Source organism: Marinilactibacillus sp. Marseille-P9653, assembly GCF_916618885.1.
GTDB lineage: Bacteria > Bacillota > Bacilli > Lactobacillales > Carnobacteriaceae_A > Marinilactibacillus.
On sequence record NZ_CAKAKH010000001.1, the window covers coordinates 633,502 to 654,957 of the forward strand.

At 37.9% G+C, this 21,456-nt stretch carries 22 protein-coding genes and 1 pseudogene; 12 read left to right on the forward strand and 11 right to left on the reverse strand.

Annotated features, from left to right (window positions below):
• Positions 1–7 precede the first annotated feature (7 nt).
• On the forward strand, positions 8–679 hold the full coding sequence (locus LG377_RS03155; RefSeq protein WP_225744618.1) for an IS30 family transposase: 672 nt from the start codon (positions 8–10) through the stop codon (positions 677–679).
• Positions 680–1,071: 392 nt separating this feature from the next.
• On the opposite strand, the gene LG377_RS03160 is transcribed toward LG377_RS03155, so the two are convergent.
• Positions 1,072–1,416 carry an immunoglobulin-like domain-containing protein gene (locus LG377_RS03160; protein WP_225743261.1) on the reverse strand — a complete coding sequence of 115 codons (345 nt, stop codon included), beginning with the start codon at positions 1,414–1,416 and terminating at the stop codon, positions 1,072–1,074.
• A 294-nt stretch (positions 1,417–1,710) separates the two neighbouring features.
• On the opposite strand from LG377_RS03160, the gene yghU reads away from it, so the two are divergent.
• Both yghU and guaA read left to right on the forward strand, forming a co-directional pair.
• Entirely contained in the window at positions 1,711–2,493 is a 783-nt protein-coding gene (gene yghU, locus LG377_RS03165) for a glutathione-dependent disulfide-bond oxidoreductase (protein ID WP_225743262.1), read from the forward strand.
• Positions 2,494–2,971: 478 nt separating this feature from the next.
• Positions 2,972–4,492 carry a glutamine-hydrolyzing GMP synthase gene (gene guaA / locus LG377_RS03170; RefSeq protein WP_305067561.1) on the forward strand — a complete coding sequence of 507 codons (1,521 nt, stop codon included), beginning with the start codon at positions 2,972–2,974 and terminating at the stop codon, positions 4,490–4,492.
• Between the two features lie 162 nt (positions 4,493–4,654).
• Here the strand turns inward: guaA and LG377_RS03175 are convergent.
• Positions 4,655–5,890 (reverse strand): annotated as a pseudogene (locus LG377_RS03175) (ISL3 family transposase).
• A 350-nt stretch (positions 5,891–6,240) separates the two neighbouring features.
• Between LG377_RS03175 and LG377_RS03180 the strand changes: the two are divergent.
• The 5 genes from LG377_RS03180 (at position 6,241) to LG377_RS03200 (ending at position 8,844) form a co-directional block, all read left to right on the forward strand.
• Positions 6,241–7,424, forward strand: a protein-coding gene (locus tag LG377_RS03180) for an IS3 family transposase (protein ID WP_225743066.1) whose coding sequence is annotated in 2 segments (ribosomal slippage) — positions 6,241–6,526 and positions 6,526–7,424 — 1,185 coding nt in all. Because the reading frame shifts where the segments join, the coding sequence is not laid out codon by codon here.
• A gap of 68 nt (positions 7,425–7,492) precedes the next feature.
• Positions 7,493–7,720: an IS3 family transposase gene (locus LG377_RS12500; protein ID WP_370632559.1), complete on the forward strand. Its 228-nt coding sequence runs from the start codon at positions 7,493–7,495 to the stop codon at positions 7,718–7,720.
• A gap of 133 nt (positions 7,721–7,853) precedes the next feature.
• Entirely contained in the window at positions 7,854–8,081 is a 228-nt protein-coding gene (locus LG377_RS03190) for a hypothetical protein (RefSeq protein WP_225743263.1), read from the forward strand.
• A 34-nt stretch (positions 8,082–8,115) separates the two neighbouring features.
• On the forward strand, positions 8,116–8,352 hold the full coding sequence (locus tag LG377_RS03195) for a hypothetical protein (protein WP_225743264.1): 237 nt from the start codon (positions 8,116–8,118) through the stop codon (positions 8,350–8,352).
• A gap of 12 nt (positions 8,353–8,364) precedes the next feature.
• Positions 8,365–8,844 (forward strand): DUF1772 domain-containing protein, encoded by a 480-nt coding sequence (locus LG377_RS03200; protein WP_225743265.1) that lies wholly within the window; start codon positions 8,365–8,367, stop codon positions 8,842–8,844.
• Between the two features lie 65 nt (positions 8,845–8,909).
• Here the strand turns inward: LG377_RS03200 and LG377_RS03205 are convergent, their stop codons facing one another.
• Together LG377_RS03205 and LG377_RS03210 are read right to left on the reverse strand one after the other, a co-directional pair.
• Positions 8,910–9,446 carry a DUF2812 domain-containing protein gene (locus LG377_RS03205; protein ID WP_225743266.1) on the reverse strand — a complete coding sequence of 179 codons (537 nt, stop codon included), beginning with the start codon at positions 9,444–9,446 and terminating at the stop codon, positions 8,910–8,912.
• Between the two features lie 2 nt (positions 9,447–9,448).
• On the reverse strand, positions 9,449–9,766 hold the full coding sequence (locus LG377_RS03210; protein ID WP_225743267.1) for a PadR family transcriptional regulator: 318 nt from the start codon (positions 9,764–9,766) through the stop codon (positions 9,449–9,451).
• A 271-nt stretch (positions 9,767–10,037) separates the two neighbouring features.
• Here LG377_RS03210 and LG377_RS03215 point away from each other — a divergent pair, with 271 nt between their 5' ends.
• Positions 10,038–10,337 (forward strand): hypothetical protein, encoded by a 300-nt coding sequence (locus LG377_RS03215; RefSeq protein WP_225743268.1) that lies wholly within the window; start codon positions 10,038–10,040, stop codon positions 10,335–10,337.
• Positions 10,338–10,426: 89 nt separating this feature from the next.
• On the opposite strand, the gene LG377_RS03220 is transcribed toward LG377_RS03215, so the two are convergent.
• The 6 genes from LG377_RS03220 to LG377_RS03245 form a co-directional block, all read right to left on the reverse strand.
• Positions 10,427–11,224: a MetQ/NlpA family ABC transporter substrate-binding protein gene (locus tag LG377_RS03220; protein WP_225743269.1), complete on the reverse strand. Its 798-nt coding sequence runs from the start codon at positions 11,222–11,224 to the stop codon at positions 10,427–10,429.
• 11 nt (positions 11,225–11,235) lie between these two features.
• Positions 11,236–12,441, reverse strand: a complete 1,206-nt coding sequence (locus LG377_RS03225; protein ID WP_225743270.1) for a M20 family metallopeptidase — start codon at positions 12,439–12,441, stop codon at positions 11,236–11,238.
• Positions 12,442–12,498: 57 nt separating this feature from the next.
• Positions 12,499–13,179, reverse strand: a complete 681-nt coding sequence (locus tag LG377_RS03230) for a methionine ABC transporter permease (RefSeq protein WP_370632560.1) — start codon at positions 13,177–13,179, stop codon at positions 12,499–12,501.
• A gap of 30 nt (positions 13,180–13,209) precedes the next feature.
• Positions 13,210–14,298, reverse strand: coding sequence for a methionine ABC transporter ATP-binding protein (locus LG377_RS03235; protein ID WP_225743272.1), 1,089 nt, complete (start codon positions 14,296–14,298; stop codon positions 13,210–13,212).
• Positions 14,299–15,205: 907 nt separating this feature from the next.
• Positions 15,206–16,624 carry an aspartate ammonia-lyase gene (locus tag LG377_RS03240; protein WP_225743273.1) on the reverse strand — a complete coding sequence of 473 codons (1,419 nt, stop codon included), beginning with the start codon at positions 16,622–16,624 and terminating at the stop codon, positions 15,206–15,208.
• Positions 16,625–16,959: 335 nt separating this feature from the next.
• Positions 16,960–17,409: a hypothetical protein gene (locus LG377_RS03245; protein ID WP_225743274.1), complete on the reverse strand. Its 450-nt coding sequence runs from the start codon at positions 17,407–17,409 to the stop codon at positions 16,960–16,962.
• 235 nt (positions 17,410–17,644) lie between these two features.
• On the opposite strand from LG377_RS03245, the gene LG377_RS03250 reads away from it, so the two are divergent.
• The 3 genes from LG377_RS03250 to LG377_RS03260 all read left to right on the forward strand — a co-directional run bounded on the left by LG377_RS03250 (position 17,645) and on the right by LG377_RS03260 (position 20,785).
• The gene (locus tag LG377_RS03250) at positions 17,645–18,361 is read left to right on the forward strand and encodes a YjjG family noncanonical pyrimidine nucleotidase (protein ID WP_225743275.1); all 717 of its coding nucleotides are present in this window, start codon (positions 17,645–17,647) and stop codon (positions 18,359–18,361) included.
• 55 nt (positions 18,362–18,416) lie between these two features.
• Complete coding sequence (locus LG377_RS03255) at positions 18,417–18,614, forward strand: hypothetical protein (RefSeq protein ID WP_225743276.1); 198 nt, start codon at positions 18,417–18,419, stop codon at positions 18,612–18,614.
• A 161-nt stretch (positions 18,615–18,775) separates the two neighbouring features.
• Positions 18,776–20,785 carry a methyl-accepting chemotaxis protein gene (locus LG377_RS03260; RefSeq protein ID WP_225743277.1) on the forward strand — a complete coding sequence of 670 codons (2,010 nt, stop codon included), beginning with the start codon at positions 18,776–18,778 and terminating at the stop codon, positions 20,783–20,785.
• A 49-nt stretch (positions 20,786–20,834) separates the two neighbouring features.
• Here the strand turns inward: LG377_RS03260 and LG377_RS03265 are convergent, their stop codons facing one another.
• Positions 20,835–21,320, reverse strand: coding sequence for a GNAT family N-acetyltransferase (locus tag LG377_RS03265; protein ID WP_225743278.1), 486 nt, complete (start codon positions 21,318–21,320; stop codon positions 20,835–20,837).
• Between the last annotated feature and the right edge of the window lie 136 nt (positions 21,321–21,456).

Genomic DNA, 21,456 nt, shown 5'->3' on the forward strand with positions numbered 1-21,456 from the left:
TGGTAAAATTTATGACTATTATGCGACTAGCTACGATCCAGATACTGGACAAGCAGCTTATGATAGGCTTCGATTGAACTACGACTGTCGGCCAAAATGGGCTGACACGGATACATTTATTGAGTTGGCGGATGATGAACTGTTACTAGAAAAGTGGTCTCCGGACGTGGTCATTGGTTTTACTAAAACACATGACTTGTTTGATTCTTCTATTATTCCCTGTACAATGACTGTTTATGGAAGGATTGACAAGGGTAATATGAGAACCAAGAATATGGATTTATTTGAAAAACTATCACGCAAACCAAAAGATGCTTCTTATAGAGGACGGACAAACAAGCTGATTTTAGGCCAATCCATTGAACATCGCCCAGTAGAAATTGATGACCGACAAACCTTTGGTCACTGGGAAATTGACACATTTGTCGAAAATAAAGTGAAAATCGATTCGATTTTATTGATGTTAGTTGAACGTCAAACACGCTTTGAAATCATCCTTAAACTAAAGGGTAAAGACAAAGAATCTGTTGATCATGCCCTCAGTCAAATTAGCCAAGCACAATGCTCGAGAATGCAACAGTGGATGAATGACTATCTACGGAAGATACTCGGATATCAAACGCCTCATGCCTGCTTTGGCTTTGCTAAGGCTCTACTCTCAATGTCCCAAGTTGCCTAAGCGCGTTAGTGCTTACCGAATGACGGGTGATATTTTCCGATAATCAATTAAATAGGAACATCTTTTCTTACTAGGTGACTAACTTAAACTTGAAATTTACAATATAAAAAAGGTTTAAGATTCTAGTTAAATTTTAAAGATGCACGATATAATATTTACTATATCAAGTAGAATATTTTCCGAAATACAAAAAAACGCTAGCAAATTCTCGTCAACGCTTAATATTATAGGATTTAAATTGTAAACCTGAGATATTTAAATTGAAGATTTTCTACTCAAATCCACCAATAACAATTAGCACTTCTATTGATTCACCATTTTGAAGACGATAAGTTCCCGATTTTATATCGTTTGAATCAACAAAATACCCCTCTATGTCTAGCGTTAACTGATCATTTTTTTCCCGGTTCTAAAACATTTAAAATATCGTTATGAGGAACTTCTACATTGAGGTGTTTCCAACCGTTCTCATAGAATTCAACTTCAAAAAGTTGCCCATATTCTATATTGTCGGAAGTATTATTCTCAATCACTATTTCAATCGTTGCATCAGATAAGTCTGCATAATCGAATAACTCGTCGCCTTCTAAAGATACATTTGTAGATGCATTTTCTGAATAATCCGGACTTACCTGGTGAAAACTATATTTCCTGTGGATAGTAGAAGACTCGTCATAGGAAGTTAACAAACTGACAGAAAGAATCGATGCAAAAATTAAGAAAAGATTCTTTTTCAATCGTTCATTACCTCCATAAGATTATTGGCAAAATTAAATTTATTGGTTTTTTTATTGTGTCCCGAACTCCCAAGATGTATACCTACTCTAATTCTATTTTACGAAGTACATTCAATACCGTCCAAGTATTTCAGTAGATAGATTTCGTTGTTATATAGTCTTAATACGTTATAAATATATAGCATCTAGACAAAAAGCTCAAATGAATAATAGGATATTTCAAGTGTAATTGGAATTCTTGTCAAAAAAATCATTAGTCAGTATACTGAGAGTAAATGAGAAGGAGTGGATAACATGTCAAACTATGAAATTCCAGAAGTATGGGAATGGGAACCAGACGAAAAAAGCAAGACAGGTAACCAGCCTACAGCCGGAAGCCGATTCGAACAAAAACTACCAGTAGGAGATCAACCTCTACAAGTCTATTCTCTTGGTACTCCAAATGGCGTAAAAGTAGCGATTATGCTTGAAGAGCTAAAAGAAGCCGGTGTTGAAAATGCTGGATATGATTTATATAAAATTGATATCTCAAGAGGAGATCAATTCGGCAGTGACTTTGTCAAAATTAATCCCAACTCTAAAATTCCAGCACTAATGGATCATTCAGAAAAAGAACCGATTCGTGTATTTGAATCCGTATCGATCTTACTTTACCTAGCTGAAAAGTTCGAAACATTCATGCCAACAGCACTTGCTGAGCGTACGGAACTCATGAACTGGTTGTTCTGGCAAACAGGAGCTGCACCATTCTTAGGTGGCGGTTTTGGACACTTCTACAACTATGCACCAACAGCACAAGAATACCCAATCAACCGTTACACAATGGAAGCGAAACGTCAGCTAGATCTTTTAGACAAACATTTAGCAGACAATGCGTACATCAACGGTGACGAGTACGGAATTGCAGATATGGCAATCTGGCCATGGTATGGTCGTTTAGTTCAAGGTGAATTGTATGGCGAAGCCGATAAATTCTTGAAAGCAGATGAATATACAAACTTAAAAGCCTGGGCAGACAAGATTCTTGAAAGACCAGCTGTTAAACGTGCGCTTGAAGTAGAATATAAAGAACTCTAATTAAATGTCATTCAACTTTTCTCGCGATTCAACGTTAAATTGATTCGCGAGAAAGGTTTTTTTGAGTAAAAGTATTTCAGATAAATATTGTAGTTTTTTATATTAAGTTGGCGTTCATTCGGTTTGGTAGACAACCAAAAGTTGAAATTTCCTTGTTCGCTAATTGAATACGGTTTAGTAGGTTTAGAAATATAGAGATTATTCGTGTTTTGGAATAAAGTTGTTCTTTTTAGAAATTTGATGTACGTATTTTAATAGGTTTTGTTAAAGAAAGTCATTTTATGGATGACTGTCTTTTCTTTAATTTTAGAAAGAAAACGGTGAAAAAGTGAATTTATGGTACATAAAAGCGAACAATCATGATACACTATATAAAATCATGATGTATCCATGAGGTACATAGTAAAACGAGTAAGTAAAATTTAAAAGTAGAGGTGCAGTCTTAGTGAGTGAATCAATTGCGCAACAAGTAGAAAAAATGGCCGTTCTGGACTTTGGGAGCCAGTTCAACCAGTTAATTACGCGTCGTATTAGAGAGTTTGGCGTCTTCTCAGAACTTTTACCCCATACGGTTTCAGCTCAAGAGTTAAAAGAATCAAACGTAAAAGGCATCATTTTCTCCGGTGGACCAATGAGTGTCTATGATGAAGAAGCTTTTTCAATTGATCCAGAGATTTTTGAATTGGGTATTCCAATTTTTGGGATTTGTTACGGGATGCAACTCATGGCACATAAACTAGGTGGGAAAGTAGAACCGGCTGGTACTCGTGAGTATGGTAAGGCGACTCTTGAAATCAAGAACCACTCAGCAGAGCTTTTCACAACACTTGAACAAGAAGAAACGGTTTGGATGAGCCACGGAGACTATGTAACAGAACTTCCAGAAGGATTCGAAATTACAGCTGTGAATCCACATTGTCCAATCGCCGCAATCGAAAATAAGGCAAAGAACTTCCATGCTGTTCAATTCCACCCAGAAGTGCGTCACACAGAGCATGGAAATGAAATTCTACGTAACTTCGCATTTAACGTATGTGGCTTTGAAGGTAACTGGGATATGGGTCAGTTTATCGATTTAGAAGTGGATAAGATTCGTGAGCAAGTTGGCGACCGTAAAGTGTTGCTTGGGCTTTCAGGTGGGGTAGATTCGAGTGTTACGGGTGTGCTGCTGAACAAAGCGATTGGTGACCAACTGGTATGTATCTTTGTTGACCACGGCTTGCTGCGTAAAGATGAAGGCGATCAAGTAATGGGGAGTCTGGAGAATAAATTTGGACTGAACGTGATTCGAGTGGATGCAAAAGAACGTTTCATGAGCAAACTGGCAGGTGTAAGTGATCCTGAGCAGAAACGTAAAATCATTGGAAATGAATTTATTGAAGTATTCAATGATGAAGCCACAAAACTCGAAGGCATCGATTTCCTAGCTCAAGGTACATTGTATACAGATGTGATTGAAAGTGGAACAGCGACTGCGCAAACGATTAAATCACATCACAACGTTGGTGGACTGCCAGAAGACATGCAGTTTGAGTTGATTGAGCCAATGAATACCTTGTTTAAAGATGAAGTTCGTGCGCTTGGAGAAGAGTTAGGTATGCCATCAAGTTTAGTATGGCGTCAACCATTCCCAGGACCAGGACTTGCGATTCGTGTACTTGGCGAAATCACAGAAGAGAAAATTGAAGTTGTTCGTGAAAGTGATGCAATCTTGCGCGAAGAAATCGCCAATGCAGGACTTGACCGCGATGTATGGCAATACTTCACTGTCTTACCAGGCTTCAAATCCGTTGGGGTAATGGGAGACGGTAGAACGTATGACTACACGATCGGAATCCGTGCCGTAACGTCAATCGACGGTATGACATCAGACTGGGCAAGAATTCCATTTGATGTACTAGAAAAAATCTCAACAAGAATTGTAAACGAAGTAGATCACATTAACAGAGTAGTGTATGACATTACGAGTAAGCCGCCTGCTACAATTGAGTGGGAATGAAATATAAGTTACTAGTCATGTTAAATTAACAGAATAATATTTAATATTTGATTAAAAATAGAGTGAATTCAATATAGTTAAAAAAGTGGTTCTACGTCAAATGACGTTGGTGAAGAATTTAGATAATCAAGAATGATCTCAGGAAGAGATTGCACGGCTAGCTTACGCTACTGTGCAGTCTCTTCCTTTTTCTATTATTCGATGTTTAAATCTAATTGGTTTTAAATTGAAATGTAGGATAATACGATTTTTATAGTGAATAAAGTTCTTGTAGCCATAGGCTACCTGGTTTAATACTTTGATCTTGTTATTGATTCCCTCTATCTTTCCGTTGTTATAAGGGTAAATAAAGGTGTTTTGGATATGAGTGAAATGAGTTCTTAGCGTCTTTAAACTAGTTTTCATGTATCCAGATAGTTCAGGAGAAGCAGGTTGATCTAAAATAGCTCTTAACTGCTTTGAGTCATTCTCTTCAACGGACTTGAGAACAGCTTGGTAGACCCTATACGTTTCTTTCAGTTCTGGATCATAAGCCAACATCTCTGAAACAATTGCGGCTTCCAAACGTTGCCCAAACAGCGGAAACTATTGATAAACGGTATAAGATAATTCAGACTCTTTCTTCAGAAGTTTTTTCCAGAATCGTTTTAATCGTCTGTATTTCTTTTGATCTTCTCCATTAGAGGTTCGAAGTCGATTCATGACTTTTACGCGTGTCTTGTTCATGGATCGATTCACGAGCTGAACGATATGAAATCGATCGATAATGATATCAGCGTTCGGAAACAGTTCAGGTAAGAAGCTGACGTAACTGGCATTCATATCTGTCGTAATAGGTTTAACCTGATTTCTTTGCTTTTGACTATATCGAGAATAGAAGTGATCTTTGATTGTTCGTGTATCTCTACTTGGTAGAATATCTAATATCGTACCTGTCACAACATCGATATACTCAAAAGCCATTTGGCCTTCACCATACTTGAATTCATCCACTGACAAGTTCTCAGGCAATGAATGATAGTAAGGTCGATAATACTTCACTTGTTCATTGATGATTCTTTGAATGGTTGTGGCAGAGACAGTCGTCTCTTCAGACAAGCTCTTGATTGAACGTGCGTCAGCTGACTTCGTCAGTATTTCTGCTTTGATGAAGTTAGAAATAAAGCACTGCTCTTTTACAATGGGTGTTTCGGCAGTAAACGTTGATCCACAAGATTTACATTTGAACCGCTGCTTTTTCACTCTGAGATAGGTCGGATAAATACCAGACATCGGAAAAGTGATTCTAGAGGTCTGAGTCCCATTTTTATAGATAGAGAAGTTTTTGTTTGGCACCTGACATTTTTTACATTCCGTAGGAGTATAAGTCAGTGTACAGTCTATAAATTTGCATATCATTTGAAGTAGGCAAGTGAGTTCCCCCTATAGATGTTTGGTTTTAGGCGACTATCATTCTACAGGAGAACTCACTTGTTTTCTATTTTTTTAGAAAAAAATGACGCTAGTGATTTCTCACCAACGTCATATATTATAGAACCTTACTTATAGCATAAAATATCTCTCGTATAAAAGCTCACAGTATTCTATTCATCCAATCGTAAATATCGTAAAATGAAAATTATTGACTATAGTATGTAAGAGTCACAAAATATATAATAAATGGATAGGTTACTGGATAGGTTACACTCAGTTGGACAGAAAAGATAAGGTGTGTATACTAAACACAACATACACAGGAGGAATCTATCATGTCTACTCGTCGTCCACGTCGAACTTATACAGAAGAATTTAAGAAACAAATTGTTGATTTACACAAAGCAGGAAAATCAAGAAAAGAAATCATAGAAGAATATGATCTTACAGGATCGGCTTTTGACAAATGGGTACGTCAACATAGTCAAACCGGTTCATTCAAAGAAAGAGATAACTTAACACCTGAACAGAAAGAATTGAAAGAATTAAGGAAAGCAAATACCCAGCTTAAGATGGAAAATGATATTTTAAAGCAAGCGGCGCTGATATTCGGGCGAAAGTCGAAGTAATCAAACGCAACAAACATAACTATTCTATATCAGCGATGTGCCGTGCCCTTAAGATCAGTAGAGGATCTTATTATTACGAAGTAATAAAGAAAGAAAGTGACGCGGAACTCGAACAAGCGATTATTGAAGAGTTTGCCAAAAGCAAAAACAATTATGGCACGCGTAAACTGAAGAAAAGATTGAAGAAGCGTGCGTTTATCGTATCTCGTCGGAGAATTGGACACATTATGAAAAAGTTTCATCTGGTGTCCAAGTATGATAGACCATCATACAAACCACAAAAGAGTGGAGTCAATCAAGCGAAGATTGAAAACGCATTGAACCGTGAGTTCAATCCGAAAGAGCCGATGAAAGCTATCGTCACGGACTTGACCTATGTCAAAGTTGCCAATAAGTGGTTCTATGTTTGTTTTATTTTAGACTTGTTTAACCGCGAGATCATCGGGTATTCTGCTGGTCCCAATAAGACAGCTGACTTAGTCCTGCAGGCTCTCGCTACAGTTAAGGGTGATTTACATACGGTCAACGTGTTCCATACTGACCGGGGAAAAGAATTCGACAACCATACTATTGATGAGTTACTGGATACCTTTGATATTGTGCGCTCGTTAAGTAGAAAAGGGAATCCTTACGACAATGCCGTAGCGGAGTCCACGTATAAATCATTTAAGTTTGAATTTGTCTACGACAACACATTCCATACACTCTATGAACTGCAGGTCCAACTTATGGACTACGTCCATTGGTGGAATCATTTTCGCCCACATGGATCATTGGACTACGAATCTCCTATCGATTATCGAAAAGATTGGGAACAGGAACAGTCTGAAATGGAAGTCTGCAAATCCGTTGTTCCCCAGCTGGTCGAAACTAGCCTCTCATTCAGTTAGAGAGGCAAAAGGAAAGTGAACTCAATCATCATTTACACCTTATAATTTTTGTTCAAAAAAGTGTTGACATACCAAAGTTTGAATTTGTCTACGACAACACATTCCATACACTCTATGAACTGCAGGTCCAACTTATGGACTACGTCCATTGGTGGAATCATTTTCGCCCACATGGATCATTGGACTACGAATCTCCTATCGATTATCGAAAAGATTGGGAACAGGAACAGTCTGAAATGGAAGTCTGCAAATCCGTTGTTCCCCAGCTGGTCGAAACTAGCCTCTCATTCAGTTAGAGAGGCAGAAGGAAAGTGAACTCAATCATCATTTACACCTTATAATTTTTGTTCAAAAAAGTGTTGACATACCAAAAAATAGATACTTTAAAAGATAGTTTGAAAATTCATGATAAAAAAAGGAGAACATAACTTGAATAAAGTCAATGTAACACTATTTTATAACGATAGCTTTCCAAAAAAACATAAAATGTCTAACGAAGAAGCGGTAGATCTAATTCGTACGATTAAAGAGGAAGTACAGGAATTCACTATTAAAGAAGAGACATATAACACGGAAGATTTAAGTTCGATTTCATTTTCAGATGTGAAATATGAAGGCGAACTGCAAGGAATCGCATTTCAGTTCGGCGAACAATAGTAGCATTAAAAACTTGAAAAGATAGGACGCGTTTATGGAAAACATTGATGTCACTCTAACTTACAAAGATAATTTCCCAGAAGAATATATGATATCCAACGAAGAAGCGGTTGATCTCATTAACATCATCAAAAAGGGACAGGAGAAATTTACGATTAAAGGAGATACGTATAAACTCGAGGAGTTTAAAACAATCGTATTTCCAGATGTGGATTATGAAGGTCAAGATCAGTCGATTGCATTTCAAATCGCTGATGACTCAAAACTTTAAAGGAGCATCATTATGGATGACATAGTAAATAGTCTACTGTTTTTTTCGCTAATTGGTTCGGGCTTAGTGGCAGGGATGTTTTTTGCTTTTTCAAATTTTATCATGAAGGCTTTTTCTAAAGTCTCTCATTCAAATGGACTGGCTTCTATGCAAGAAATCAATAAAGCAGTTTTGAATCCTTGGTTTTTCTTGTTCTTCTTAGGAACAGCTTTTTCTAGTTTGATTTTAATGGTCTTATATTTCTTTACTCCGCTAGTTACAATATGGGGACTGATTGGCGCCGCATTATATTTCTTTGGCTGTTTTATGGTTACAGGAACAAGGAATGTACCGCTCAATAATGAATTAGCCAAGGTTAGTGCAGAAGATAAAGAGAGCAAGGTATGGAGACACTTCCTTAAAACTTGGACAATATGGAATCAGGTTCGTACATTAGCAAGCTTATTAGCGATGATTTTATTCCTAATCAATCTATCGTCTTCAACAACTTAAAAAGAGTAAGCCCACTTAGGTCGTTAATCTAAGTGGGCTTACTCTTTTACTCAATGTATAAGACATTAACGCTTCATGCGTTTAATTTTCATTGATAAGTTTAACCATAATTTGACGTAAAGAATAATCGCGACACTGAACAGGATGACCATGGGAATACTAAGGAAAATAATCCCTCTTGGTAACGTTGTAGAAAGACTGAATGGGATCAGCACCATTAACATAAAGCCATACAGAGTCCAGCGGTAGCGTATTTTCTCGAAAAGGGCAATTTTAGATTCATTATCTGTAAAAATTTCATTTACTTCATTGTCTTGTGCAGCTTTCTTGAAGTAGCACCATTCACCGTCGAAAATTGTATATGTAGTTACAAGTGTCCAACCACTGTCTTCAAACAATTGAACGTAATCGTCTTTTTCGTCTTTTTTACCATCGAAATAATCTATACGGTAATCAATATTTTCTGGTTCGCTTTGCTCAAAGTGGTATTTCAATCCTTTATATTCAGTAAATTGCCAGCCTTTGAGTGCCATTTCTTTCAAAAAGACTTCTTCTTTTTCATAGTTATCAACAGTGATAAATTTATAAACGGACTTTTTCATGGTTAATCAATCCTCTCAGAATTTTTGTATAGTTCTTCAATACGGTTTTTTTCTAGTAGTAAAAATTTCTTTCCTGTTGGTGTAATTTGATAAATTTTTCGTTTGCCTTCTTCTTTAACAATGTCGATCAAACCATCTTTTTTAAGCTTAGACAAACTACCATATAAGGTTCCGGCTCCAAAGCTGAGTCGGTTATTGGTTAGTTCTTCAACATCTTGCATAATGCCATATCCGTGTCTTTCTTCTTGCAGGGATAGCAGAACGTAAAAGGCGGTTTCTGTCATCGGATTATATACTTTGTGTAAATCTTCATCACTCATTTTGTATCGCACCTCGATATACTTTTATTTGAGGTTAGTATATCGAGGTACGATGTAAAAGTCAACAAAAAAATAAAAATAATTTGAAAACTTTTTTTAGCATGATTACAGCTGTGGTGACGCTGGAAAAAGCAGAAGCAAGCACATTTAAAGCGTATAATAAAAGATGAACAAAAGAATTATACGTATATGGTCATATTGCTTTAAATTTTGACTAAGCATGCACGGTCTAGTGGGAAAAGAACAAAATACTAATAAAAGAGGTGCTTATATGAGTAATGAAGGATTCGACGTAGATGAATACGAAAAAGGAACCGAATACGCTCCGCTACCATTGGAGGGTTTGATATATTATCTTAAACATGGAAGAGAAATAGAGTTCAGCTATCAGGGTCAATCCTATTTTATTGGTCATAGTCGAGAAGGGCGAACGGTATGGATCGACCAAACCGCCGTGAGTAAGACCTTTGAAAAGAATTTTGAAGAACATTTAAGTGAAATCTTTTTGAAAAGTAAAAGTCTCGCTGATATATTTAGAGATGAAGAAGGCGTGATTGAATCCATTCTTTAATTTAAAAACAACAAAAAAAGCTATCAAATTGAGGACAAACAGTCCTATATTTGATAGCTTTCAAAGTATCCACTAAACTTGCACATTAACTATTCCCAAACAGGGATAGAAGAGTTTTGTGTCACTTCCGCGATGATTGCGGCAGTTTCATCCGTTTGATAAGCTTCTACAATTTTTTGGTAAACTTCATTATCGACTTCATCAGCGCGAACAACGATAGCATTCGTATAAGGTTCTGATTCTTCATTTACGGGCTCTAAGAAAATCGCATCTTCAGATGGAATATATCCAGCATCTACGGCCATCCCAACATTAATGACAGCTGCCGTAGCGTCGGTTAATGAACGAGCAGTCTGGTTTCCAGCAACCGTTACGATGTCTAAATTCTGTGGATTGTCTGTTATGTCATCAACGATAGGATAATTGCCTTTTTCTGGATCAACAGTAATCAAACCAGCTGATTGTAAAAGAATCAGTGCACGTCCTTCATTGGATGCATCATTTGGAATCACGATAGTGTCGCCATCTTGAATATCTTCCACTGAAGTCACTTCTTCAGAATAAATACCTAAAGGATTCAATGTCGTATCCGCGATAGGGGTCAAATCATTGCCCGTATCTGCGTTGAAATCATCAAGGAAGATAACCGTTTGAAATGCGTTTAAATCAATATCTCCATCAGCTAAAGCTACATTAGGTGTTTGATAGTCAGAGAAGGTAACAATCTCCAGATCAATATCCTGATCAGCCAAGCGGTCTCTTACGTCTTCCCATGCTTCATTGTTTTCTCCAACCACACCGAGCTTAACCGTTTCTCCGTTACTTCCACACGCTGCTAAAAATAATACACCTACAAAACTAAATAATGCCAATACAATCTTTTTCATCTTTTTCTTCCTCACTTCTGATTTGTTTTAGTTTGTTCAAATTCTGTTTTGATCGCTTTTAATGCTTCTTTATCTTCAATTAAATTTAAACCGGTAAGTGCTAATACTTTAGCTGACTTGAGCAATGCTTCATCTCCAAGAGGAGAGATAGCAGCTTCTCGGAATTCTTTTGTATGTCCGACAAGTGAATCCGGACCGATCTTGATATGGGGATGAGCGGTTGGAACCACACGGCTGACATTGCCTGAATCGGTTGAACCATAGGATTTTCTCGGAGTGTAGTCAATGTCTTCTCCGAGTTTCAGTAATTCTTGCTCTACTAATTGATCTAAAGCCTTATTGAGCTGGAATTCATGAACTTCATTTTGGAATCGGTCTATCTCTACGCGAGCGCCCGTTTGAAGTGCAGCACCGCGAGCGATATTCTGAACTTTTTCGGAAACTTCCGTGGTTTCCTCCCAAGTTTCTCCGCGAATAAAGAAACGAGCAGCAGCGTACTCAGGAATAATATTTGGTGCTTCTCCGCCATCTGTGATAATACCGTGAATACGGATAGTTGGTTTCAACTGTTGGCGTAAAGCGTTGATGCCTGTAAACAATTGGATCACAGCATCTAAGGCGTTGATCCCTTTTTCCGGTTGAGCAGAAGCATGGGCGGTCTGCCCAAAAAACTTAAATTCAAGTGGATCTACTGCCAAGGTTTTTCCGGTCAATCCCGTTCTGTTTCCTGGATGAACCATGAGTGCGGCATCTACATCATTGAAATAACCTTCTCGAACAAAGCTTCCTTTGGCACTGCCGTTAGGTCCGCCTTCTTCTGCAGGTGTTCCAAAAACAGAAACCTTACCGCCAGTTTCTTGAATTACTTCCGACAGGGCAATCCCTGCCAAAACACTTTGCGTTCCAATTGCATTGTGACCACAAGCATGTCCAATTCCAGGAAGGGCATCGTATTCAGCAAGAAACACAATATGCGGACCAACTTTTCCAGAATCTTTTGTAGCAGTAAAACCTGTTTCATGTCCGGCAATATTCTTTGTGACGTGGAAGTCTTTTTCCTCCAGTAAAGCGGTCAACGTCTTTTGAGCGAAATACTCCTGATTCCCAATTTCAGGATTGGCAGATATCGTATGACTCGTTTCAATAAACGTTTCTTTATGTGTTTCAATATAATCCAGGATTTGTGTTTCAAATGTCGTTGAAATGTTTGTAGACATATTTTTCTCCCCTTTACATTATTGTGAAATGCTTTCTTAATTAAACGCCTAATCTATTTAATGAGCTGTTTTACGAATCAAGATGCGTCCAACCCATTGTGTGAAGAACACAATGAGTATGATGATCAAAGTGGCAACGATGGTCACATCAATTTGATATCGGTTATAGCCTCTTGCAATTGCAAGGTCTCCAAGACCACCACCCCCAACAACTCCAGCCATGGTAGTGAGTCCGATCAAGTTAATGATAGAAACGGCTGATACACGAACCAGAGAAGGAAAACCTTCTTTTAAATAAACGCCGAAAATAATTTCAAGTGGCGAGGAACCCATGGATTCTGCGGCTTCCACAATACCGGGATCCACTTCAAGCAAAGCATTTTCTACTTGTCTAGAGTAAAAAGGAATAATTCCAATAACGATTGGAACGATTGCGGCAGTGGTTCCGATGGTTGTTCCAACAATGATCCGTGTAAAGGGCGCGAGTAGGGCCATCAAAATGATAAAAGGAATCGAACGTCCAGTATTAACAAACTGGTCTAAGACGTTATAAAATTTTGGCCGTTCTAAAATGCCTTGTGTGTTTGTCACGACTAAAATCACCCCGAAAATGATCCCAATTATTCCGGCGATGACAGCTGCGATCAGTGTCATATAGATGGTTTCCCAAGTACTTTCAAGAATACGATCTTGAATACTCCAGGCATTGGGTGCGATACTTTCTAAAAATGCGGCTATCTGATTCATCTCTTTGCTCCTTTTCTATCCTTATAGTATGTGTTTTTCTCTATTGATTGAAACGACTTTTGGTTGATTGTTCAAGCGAATTTGTTCAAGTTGTTGGACTTTTACATCTTGTGATTTCAAATAGTGAATCGCTGATTTTCGTTGTGCGGTTGTTCCACTTAAAGTAACAATCAAGTTTCCGATCGGTGTATCGTGGAGAATCTCAATATCTCCATAAAGAATATTTGTGGTCACAGTGAATTTGGAATAGAGACTTGAGATCAAGGGACTGTTGGTACTTTCTCCTACAAAGGAGAGACGAACGATTGTGTCTTCTTCACTGATATTCAGTACAGAAGGGTGTTTAGCTAGTTTTGCTAGTGCCTGATCGATATGTGTTGCGGTATTGATAAACTCTTGTGTTAAAGGCTCTTTTGGATCAGTAAAGATCGAAACGACATCTCCTTGTTCGACCACAGCGCCGTTTTCCATGACAGCGACTTTATTACAAATTTCTTTGATGACTTCCATTTCATGCGTGATGATGACAATGGTTAGTCCAAGCTTTTCATTTAAATCTTTGACGAGTTCTAGAATCGATAGGGTCGTTTTAGGGTCCAGAGCGCTTGTTGCTTCATCACAAAGCAAGACTTCTGGATCATTTGCCAATGCCCGAGCAATCCCAACACGTTGTTTCTGCCCACCAGAAAGTTGAGAAGGATAGACATCTTGTTTATCAGCTAATCCTACGAGTTCCAGTAACTCTGATACCTTACGTTTCTTTTCTTCAGCCGGAAGCTTGCTTGAACGTAAAGCGTACAAAACATTTCCGGCAACCGTGCGTGCATTCATCAAGTTGAAATGCTGGAAAATCATTCCGACCTTTTTACGTGCTGTTCTTAATTCTTTTGGATTCAGATCGAGTAGATTTTGACCATTCACTTGAACCGTTCCGTTAGTAGGTCGCTGAAGTAAGTTGATGGTTCGAACGAGCGTACTTTTTCCAGCTCCTGAGTAACCGACGATTCCGTAAATATCTCCCTGATCAATCTTGAGAGAGACATTTCGAACGGCATGGATGATTTTTTTATCTGATTCAAATTGGACATCGACTTGATTAAGTTCGATCATAATTGTTTCCTCCTAGTAAGTTCTTGGCTGATTGTCTATACAAAAAAAGCGCTCGTCCTGACCAGGTAGCGCATAAACCAGTTCTTGGCTTACGGCTACTTGATCAAAGGACGAACGCTATCTTCGTGGTACCACCTTTGTTTGCATTCTTCTCGCGAAAAATACCTCCAAGAGAAAAGGAGACTATTAACTCTCTTTCTCATGCACGTTAACGGGTGCGACCGTGATAGCCTAATCTAATCGTAGACTTGGTATCCCACATTCACTCTCTTGAATCAGTAGTGAGGGGAAGAGACCATATTCAATGTCTTGAGGTAAACCTGCTTTCACCATGCACAGGTTCTCTGTTGTTACCTCAGTGTCATTTACTCATCTCTTCAGTGTTTAAGTTTGTATGTATAAAAAAAGTCCTTGAAAGAAACTCGCTTGTTGCGAACTTCCTTCAAGGACGAAAAGTCATCTCGTGTTACCACCTTGATTTACAATGGAATTGCTTCTCATTGTCTCTACCAGTACGACACGTCTCTTTCTTGTGTTTAATACTGTGACACTATAACGGGTGTGACCGTAATAAGCTTGTTTTGAAACTCGCCTATTCAACGTTAGTCTGAACTCGGATTGATCATCCAGACTTTTAAAGACCATTTTCCTATCTTTCCATCTTACCCTTTTTCACCAGACCGGGCTCTCTATGAAGACTTTCGAATAGTACTTATCTTTACGCATTTCATTTTGCTATTAGTTGTTAGTCATTACTATAGCAAGAGACACTATGAGCTGTCAACAACAATTTTAAACAATAAAAGTTAAAGAAAAGGAACTATTAATCTTTACATAGGTTCTGTTGAATTGGTATAGGTCGACACTTGGTCGTTAGATTGAATAATTTATTCGGGTAGTTGAACATCTACATATACACAGTAGTTTTTTTCTTAATAAAGGATTGACCCTCTGCGAGTTCTTTCAAATTAAGAACGATAGCTAACTCTTCTTTATTCATCCAATCTTTTTCTAACAAAAGTGTACGAATAGACGTACCTGTTTTAAGAGCTTCTTTTGCAATATCACTCGCTTTTTGATAGCCGATATATGGACATAAAGCAGTTGCGATACCAACACTATTTTCTACTTGTTCAAGACAATGTTCTCTGTTCGCAGTGATGCCGATAATACAATTATCTGCCAAAGTAAATACAGCATTTGTCAGAAGATCAAGAGAACTAAATAAATTTCTAAAAATAATTGGTTCAAAAGGATTTAATTCGAGTTGCCCACCTTCCGCTGCCATAGTAATCGTCACGTCGTTTCCTACGATTTGATAAGCTACTTGAGAGACAACTTCCAAAATTACGGGATTAACTTTACCTGGCATAATGGAAGAGCCATTCTGTTTAGCAGGCAGATTGATTTCACCAAACCCTGTTTTCGGACCGCTGGACATAAGTCTCAAATCGTTACTCATTTTTGAAAGCGTGATTGCGGTTGTTTTGATTGCACCTGAAACACGTACAAATCCATCTACGTTCTGTGTTGCATCAAAGAGATCCTCTGCTTGTTTAAGAGGAAGCTTTGTTTCATGCGCAAGGTTTTTTGTAATGTTCGCACAGTATTCATCAGAAGCGTTGATAGAATTTCCAATAGCTGTGGCACCAATATTTACTATATACATATCTTCGATTACGGTTTTTAAATGACGGATTTCTCTTTTGATAGCTGACTGATAGGCTTTGAATGAGTGACCCAGCGTAGTTGGAACAGCATCTTGTAATTGTGTTCTGCCCATTTTAATGACATCAGTGAACTGTTCGGATTTTTGTCCGAGTAGTGATTCCAAGTAAGAAAGGCTAGAAATTAATTGTGGCATCAGTTCCAGTACAGTGAGTTTTCCGGCAGTTGGGAAAACATCATTTGTAGATTGCGAACGGTTAACATGATCGTTAGGGTGGACAGTGTCATATGTATCTTTTGTATCTCCTAGTAATTCACTTGCACGATGGGCCAGAACTTCGTTCATATTCATATTTGCTGAAGTTCCAGCACCCCCTTGAACAGCATCTACAATAAACTCATCAAGAAAATGCCCAGCAGCTACTTCGTCGGATGCTTGCACAATGGCTTCAGCAATTGGTTTCGTTAATTGATTATCCTTATAATTCGTTAAAGCCGCAGCCTTTTTGATCAACGCCATATTTTTAATAAATATAGGATGTAAAGGTTCATTTGAGATTGTGAAATTCTGTTTTGCTCTTAACGTTTGAACGCCATAATAGGCCTCTTGAGGAATCGGTAATTTGCCGATAGAGTCTTGTTCGACACGCATAGTCATAAATTTTGAACTCCTTTTGAATGAATAATCAGTGGATGGGTTGGAACTACAAAACAAAAGATACCACTCGTTATAAGCAGAGTAAATAGCTGAAAGATAAGACAAAATATTATAGTGGTATAGTTGATATACGAAAAATTAAAAGGTGAAATGTAAAAGGATTAGTTAATTATATTAGGTGAAAAATATTTGATTGAGAGAATTTAGGGGTGAAAACTAACCGAGTTATAGCAATATTAATAAATTATCAAAAAGAAGTTAAAAGCCTGATGTTATTCTCGAATGAGAAAACCACCAGGCTTTTTGTATATTTTATTTAAGTTAAAGTAATTCAATTATAGATTTTCTGACAAACTAATATGAAGAACGGAAACTTCTATAGAATTAGCATCTGTTCGATTTGTTTCTTTTACTGTCCAGATTTTTCCAACAAGCTTAGTTAATGCTTTTAATTCTGTAGGAGTGACGATTAGATTTTCAATTTTTCTTTCATACGCTTTATAATCAGCGTCTTCTTCGAATCCAAACTTCATCCTCAATAGGTTTTTTAAACCGACAATCGTCAGATAGCTGATAGCATAACCATTTTCTACAGCTTCTTGGTACAAATCTTCTTTTCCTATGACAGCTTGATTTAATTCCGCGTAATCAAAAGAATTATCAATTTTTTTGAATTGTTCCGCAGTATGTTCTTGGATCGCTTGCTTAAGTGTTTCTTTTTCAACGCCTTTAGCCAAAAGCGTTTCGATCATATAAGCATCCATAAGTGAAATGATTGGTGTCATCTTAAAACTCCTCAATAACAAATTTTCATTTTATCTGTTTTTTAATTATATCAGTTTTACAAGTAAGAATATAGACACCAAAGAATCGTCTCTAAATTGAAGTATGCATTAAAAATAGTAAAAAAGAACTGAAATCTGAAACTGAAAAAGGTATCCATCTACAAAATTTCTCATAGACGGATACTCTTTTTTCGGTAAAATGTCTATAGAAGATTCATAAGATGGAGGATGAAACATGCAAAATAAGGTCAATATGATATTCGATTTAGATGATACCATTCTGGATTTTAAAAAAGGGGCGCAAGAAGGACTGGAAAAGATTTTAAATCAATATCCGGTCCCAGACGTACGGTTCGGTGAATGGTTGGAAGTATTTAATGCAGTCAATCGCGATGTATGGCGTGAAATTGAAGCGGGTGGTTCGCCTAAAGAATGGCTAGATACTCGGTTCGAAAAAACGTATCAGAAATTCAATATCAAACAAGATGGTGTATATTTGGAAAATACCTATAGAAGCTTTTTAGATGAAAACTTCCATTTGATTGAAGGCGCAGAAGTATCACTAACTCATTTAAAAGAACAGGGATATAAATTAATCGCCGGTACAAATGGACAATCCTCAACTCAACGCAAACGGTTAAAAGGAACAGGGCTTGACCGTGTATTTGATGAAGTGATTATTTCAGACGAAATCGGCGTAGCCAAACCTGATCCTCGTTTCTTCAAAGAGTTGTTCGATCAAAACGCAGAAATTACACCAGAAAACACTGTAATGATTGGTGATTCTCTTCATTCTGATATTCAAGGAGCGATCAATGCAGGAATGACCAGTATCTGGTTTAATCCTTTGAAACTAGATAACCAGACGAATATCAAACCAGACTATGAAGTGCATTCTTATGAAGCGCTTGAACATCTGCTGGTTGCAGATCGTCTTCAGTACACAAAATGATTGAAAACCTGTAGACTGCACACAGACTTTCGAAAAATGAAGGAGGAATAAAGAAATGAAACCAGAACCGAATGAAGATCGTGCCATTTATTTTCTAGCCTTTGGTCCGTTGATTGGAACGGTGCTTGGACTCTTACTTAACTTAGTATTCCGAAATGTTCCACTCATCTTTTTCTTAGGTATCGGACCAGCTATTGGACTGTTAGGAGGGTCGGTTTTGTATGCTTTTTTCAACAATAAAGATCAGCCATGATAGTTCAAGCTAGTAATGCGTTATTAAACAACCTACCTAAAACCAAAGAGACCGCTTTATAAATAGAATGTTCACATAATCATCCATATAAAAGATACCTCAGCTTAATGATTTCCTAAATCTTACGATAATAGATACGTAGGAAATAGGAGGAGAAAGCAATGAAAGTATCGATTCGTACAAAACTATTGAGCTTTATTCCGATCATGATAATGGTAGTTGTTCTGATTGCAGGAATTAGTTATCGCTTTGCAAAGGGAGAAATTGAAGAACAGATTGAAAAAAGCCTCATTCATGAAGCTGGACAAGTATCTGGAGAGATGGAAGTGGAGCTCGCAGAATACCAGCGTATAGGAGAAACTTTATCAGATGTAGTAGGTGTAGAAGGAACGGAGCTAGATGAGAGTAGCTACGAAGCCATTTTAGGAAGAACAATTGGAGTAACCGATTCATTACTAGGAATTGGTGCTTTTTTTGAACCATATACTTACGATGAGAATATTGAACTCTTCGAACCTTATAGTCTTAGAGCAGAAGATGGAGTAGAATTTTCAGCTGAACCTGACCAGGATTACGACTATACTAGTTTGGAATGGTACGTAGCAGGTGTAGAAGCAGGCGTAACTACTTGGATAGAGCCATTTTATGATGAAACTCTAGAAACAGATATTGTTGCGGTGATCACGCCTTTTTACGCAGAGGATGACTCTTTATTAGGTGTGATATCAAGCGATATAGAAATCTCGAGTCTTCAAAAAATGACAGAAGATATTGTAGTAGGAGAAGCTGGCTGGGCATTTTTAGTAGATGGAGCGGGCAATCTTTTGTATCATCCCACTGCAGATAAAATAGCGGACGATCCCGCTTTAGCAGGTATCATTGGAGACTTTGGAGAAGAAGGTTTAGAGCGTGTTTCGTATGATTCAGGAGATGCGCTGGTTTCTTACAACCAATTGGATCAGAATGGTTGGGCTTTGGGACTAGTATTACCAGAATCTGAAGTATACGCAGGTGTAAATAACTTATTAAGAAATATTATTCTGATTGCAATAGTAGTTATTATACTGACAACCTTAGCTGTCTTTCTACTTGCAGCGCAGATTACAAAACCCATTCGAACACTAAACAATGAAGTGAAATATATTGCTGAAGGCGACCTTTCTCGTCAAATCGCAGTTAAAACAAAAGACGAAACAGGTGAATTGACAACAAGTTTTAACTTAATGGTTTCGAATTTAAGAGACCTAGTTGGTTCAGTTAGAGAATCTGTGCAGACTTCGTCAGAAGCAGTATCTCAATTGAGTGCCGTTTCAGAAGAAACAATGGCTTCAACGGAACAGATCAACCGTGCTATTGAAGATGTAGCGGAAGGAACGACAACAGCGGCTGCCTCAGCAGAAGAATCATCTAGAAAGACAACAGAGCTATCAGAACAGTTATCTGCGTTGACCGTTGCTTCAAAATCACTGACTGCACAGGCGAGTCAAGTAGAAGCAACAAATAAAAATGGTAGTGAACAAACCGCATTACTACAAACGAAAGCAGAACAGACAGATGGTACAATTAAACAGGTTGAAACTGTCGTGGAAGATCTGACAGAACAAATGAACGAAGTAGCTTCGATTGTCAGTACGATAGCTTCTATATCAGAACAAACAAACCTGCTTGCCCTGAATGCTTCTATAGAAGCAGCCAGAGCGGGAGAACATGGACGTGGGTTTGCGGTTGTCGCTGAAGAAGTGCGAAAACTGGCGGAAGAAGCCGCTTCAGCAACTGGCCATATTAGAGGAACAATGGAAGAAATTCAAGCGAAAGCGAAACTGGCTTCTTCTGAAATGGGCACTGCTAGAATGCTTTCCGCAGAACAATTTGACATCACGGGGCAAACCGTTGCTTCATTTGATCAGATTGCTGCTAGTAATCTTGAAATGATGAAGCTGGTTTCAAATATGACAAATCAAATTTCGAGTATTGAAACCAACAAAGAAAAAGTTGTTTCTGCAATTGGCGAAATTGCGGTTGTCATGGAAGAAACAGCTGCAGCTTCAGAAGAAGTGAGCGCATCGGCTAACGAGCAATTGACTGCTCTTGAAACCATTACGTTATCAGCAGAAGATTTGCAAACATCAAGTGAAAAATTGATGCAACAAATAGAACAATTTAAATCATAATAAACAAACAGACCAATTGGATTACACCATCCGATTGGTCTGTTTCGTTTTATATACCTGCAAGTGTAGTCAGTGTATCGCCAGAAACACGGTAAATCGTCCAGTCTTCCATAGGCTCCGCGCCCAAGGATTGATAGAAATCAATGCTCGACTGGTTCCAGTCCAAACAAATCCATTCCATGGGTCCACATCCTCGTTCAACAGCGATTTGAGCTAGTCTTTTCAAAAGACCTTTACCATAACCATGACCTCTATAAGTTGGATCAACATACAAGTCTTCCAGATAAAGACCCGAACGACCAAGGAAAGTGGAGAAGTTGTGGAAATATAGTGCAAACCCAACTTCCTTGTTATCCACAACTGCAAATAAAACTTCAGCTTTTTCTTTATGAAATAGCTGATCAATCAGTATCTCTTCAGTAGCAACAACTTCGTCTGCCAATTTCTCATAAGCAGCAAGCTCTTTGATAAATTTCAAGATGAGTGGTACATCTTCTCGTGTAGCTTTTCTAAACGTTAATGCAGATTGGCTCAAAATCAAAACTCCTTTTATTATGCTAATAGAAAGAGTATACGTTGGATAAAAAGAGTATTCAAATAAAGTTAAGAAGAAGTTATCCCCATACTGTGTATAACTGTGTGGATAAACCTGTGGAAATAGAATGTTAAAG

Excerpts from the sequence above, each read along its gene's own strand:
- LG377_RS03225 (WP_225743270.1), bottom strand. The coding sequence starts at position 12,441 with ATGTCTACAAACATTTCAACGACATTTGAAACACAAATCCTGGATTAT.
- LG377_RS03240 (WP_225743273.1), bottom strand. The coding sequence starts at position 16,624 with ATGACTATGCGTGTCGAACAAGACTCTATCGGCAAATTACCGATTCCT.
- LG377_RS03205 (WP_225743266.1), bottom strand. The coding sequence starts at position 9,446 with ATGAAAAAGTCCGTTTATAAATTTATCACTGTTGATAACTATGAAAAA.
- LG377_RS03260 (WP_225743277.1), top strand. The coding sequence starts at position 18,776 with ATGAAAGTATCGATTCGTACAAAACTATTGAGCTTTATTCCGATCATG.
- LG377_RS03215 (WP_225743268.1), top strand. The coding sequence starts at position 10,038 with ATGAGTAATGAAGGATTCGACGTAGATGAATACGAAAAAGGAACCGAA.
- guaA (WP_305067561.1), top strand. The coding sequence starts at position 2,972 with ATGGCCGTTCTGGACTTTGGGAGCCAGTTCAACCAGTTAATTACGCGT.
- LG377_RS03255 (WP_225743276.1), top strand. The coding sequence starts at position 18,417 with ATGAAACCAGAACCGAATGAAGATCGTGCCATTTATTTTCTAGCCTTT.
- LG377_RS03235 (WP_225743272.1), bottom strand. The coding sequence starts at position 14,298 with ATGATCGAACTTAATCAAGTCGATGTCCAATTTGAATCAGATAAAAAA.
- LG377_RS03195 (WP_225743264.1), top strand. The coding sequence starts at position 8,116 with ATGGAAAACATTGATGTCACTCTAACTTACAAAGATAATTTCCCAGAA.
- LG377_RS03250 (WP_225743275.1), top strand. The coding sequence starts at position 17,645 with ATGCAAAATAAGGTCAATATGATATTCGATTTAGATGATACCATTCTG.
- LG377_RS03210 (WP_225743267.1), bottom strand. The coding sequence starts at position 9,766 with ATGAGTGATGAAGATTTACACAAAGTATATAATCCGATGACAGAAACC.
- LG377_RS03220 (WP_225743269.1), bottom strand. The coding sequence starts at position 11,224 with ATGAAAAAGATTGTATTGGCATTATTTAGTTTTGTAGGTGTATTATTT.
- LG377_RS03200 (WP_225743265.1), top strand. The coding sequence starts at position 8,365 with ATGGATGACATAGTAAATAGTCTACTGTTTTTTTCGCTAATTGGTTCG.
- LG377_RS03245 (WP_225743274.1), bottom strand. The coding sequence starts at position 17,409 with ATGACACCAATCATTTCACTTATGGATGCTTATATGATCGAAACGCTT.
- yghU (WP_225743262.1), top strand. The coding sequence starts at position 1,711 with ATGTCAAACTATGAAATTCCAGAAGTATGGGAATGGGAACCAGACGAA.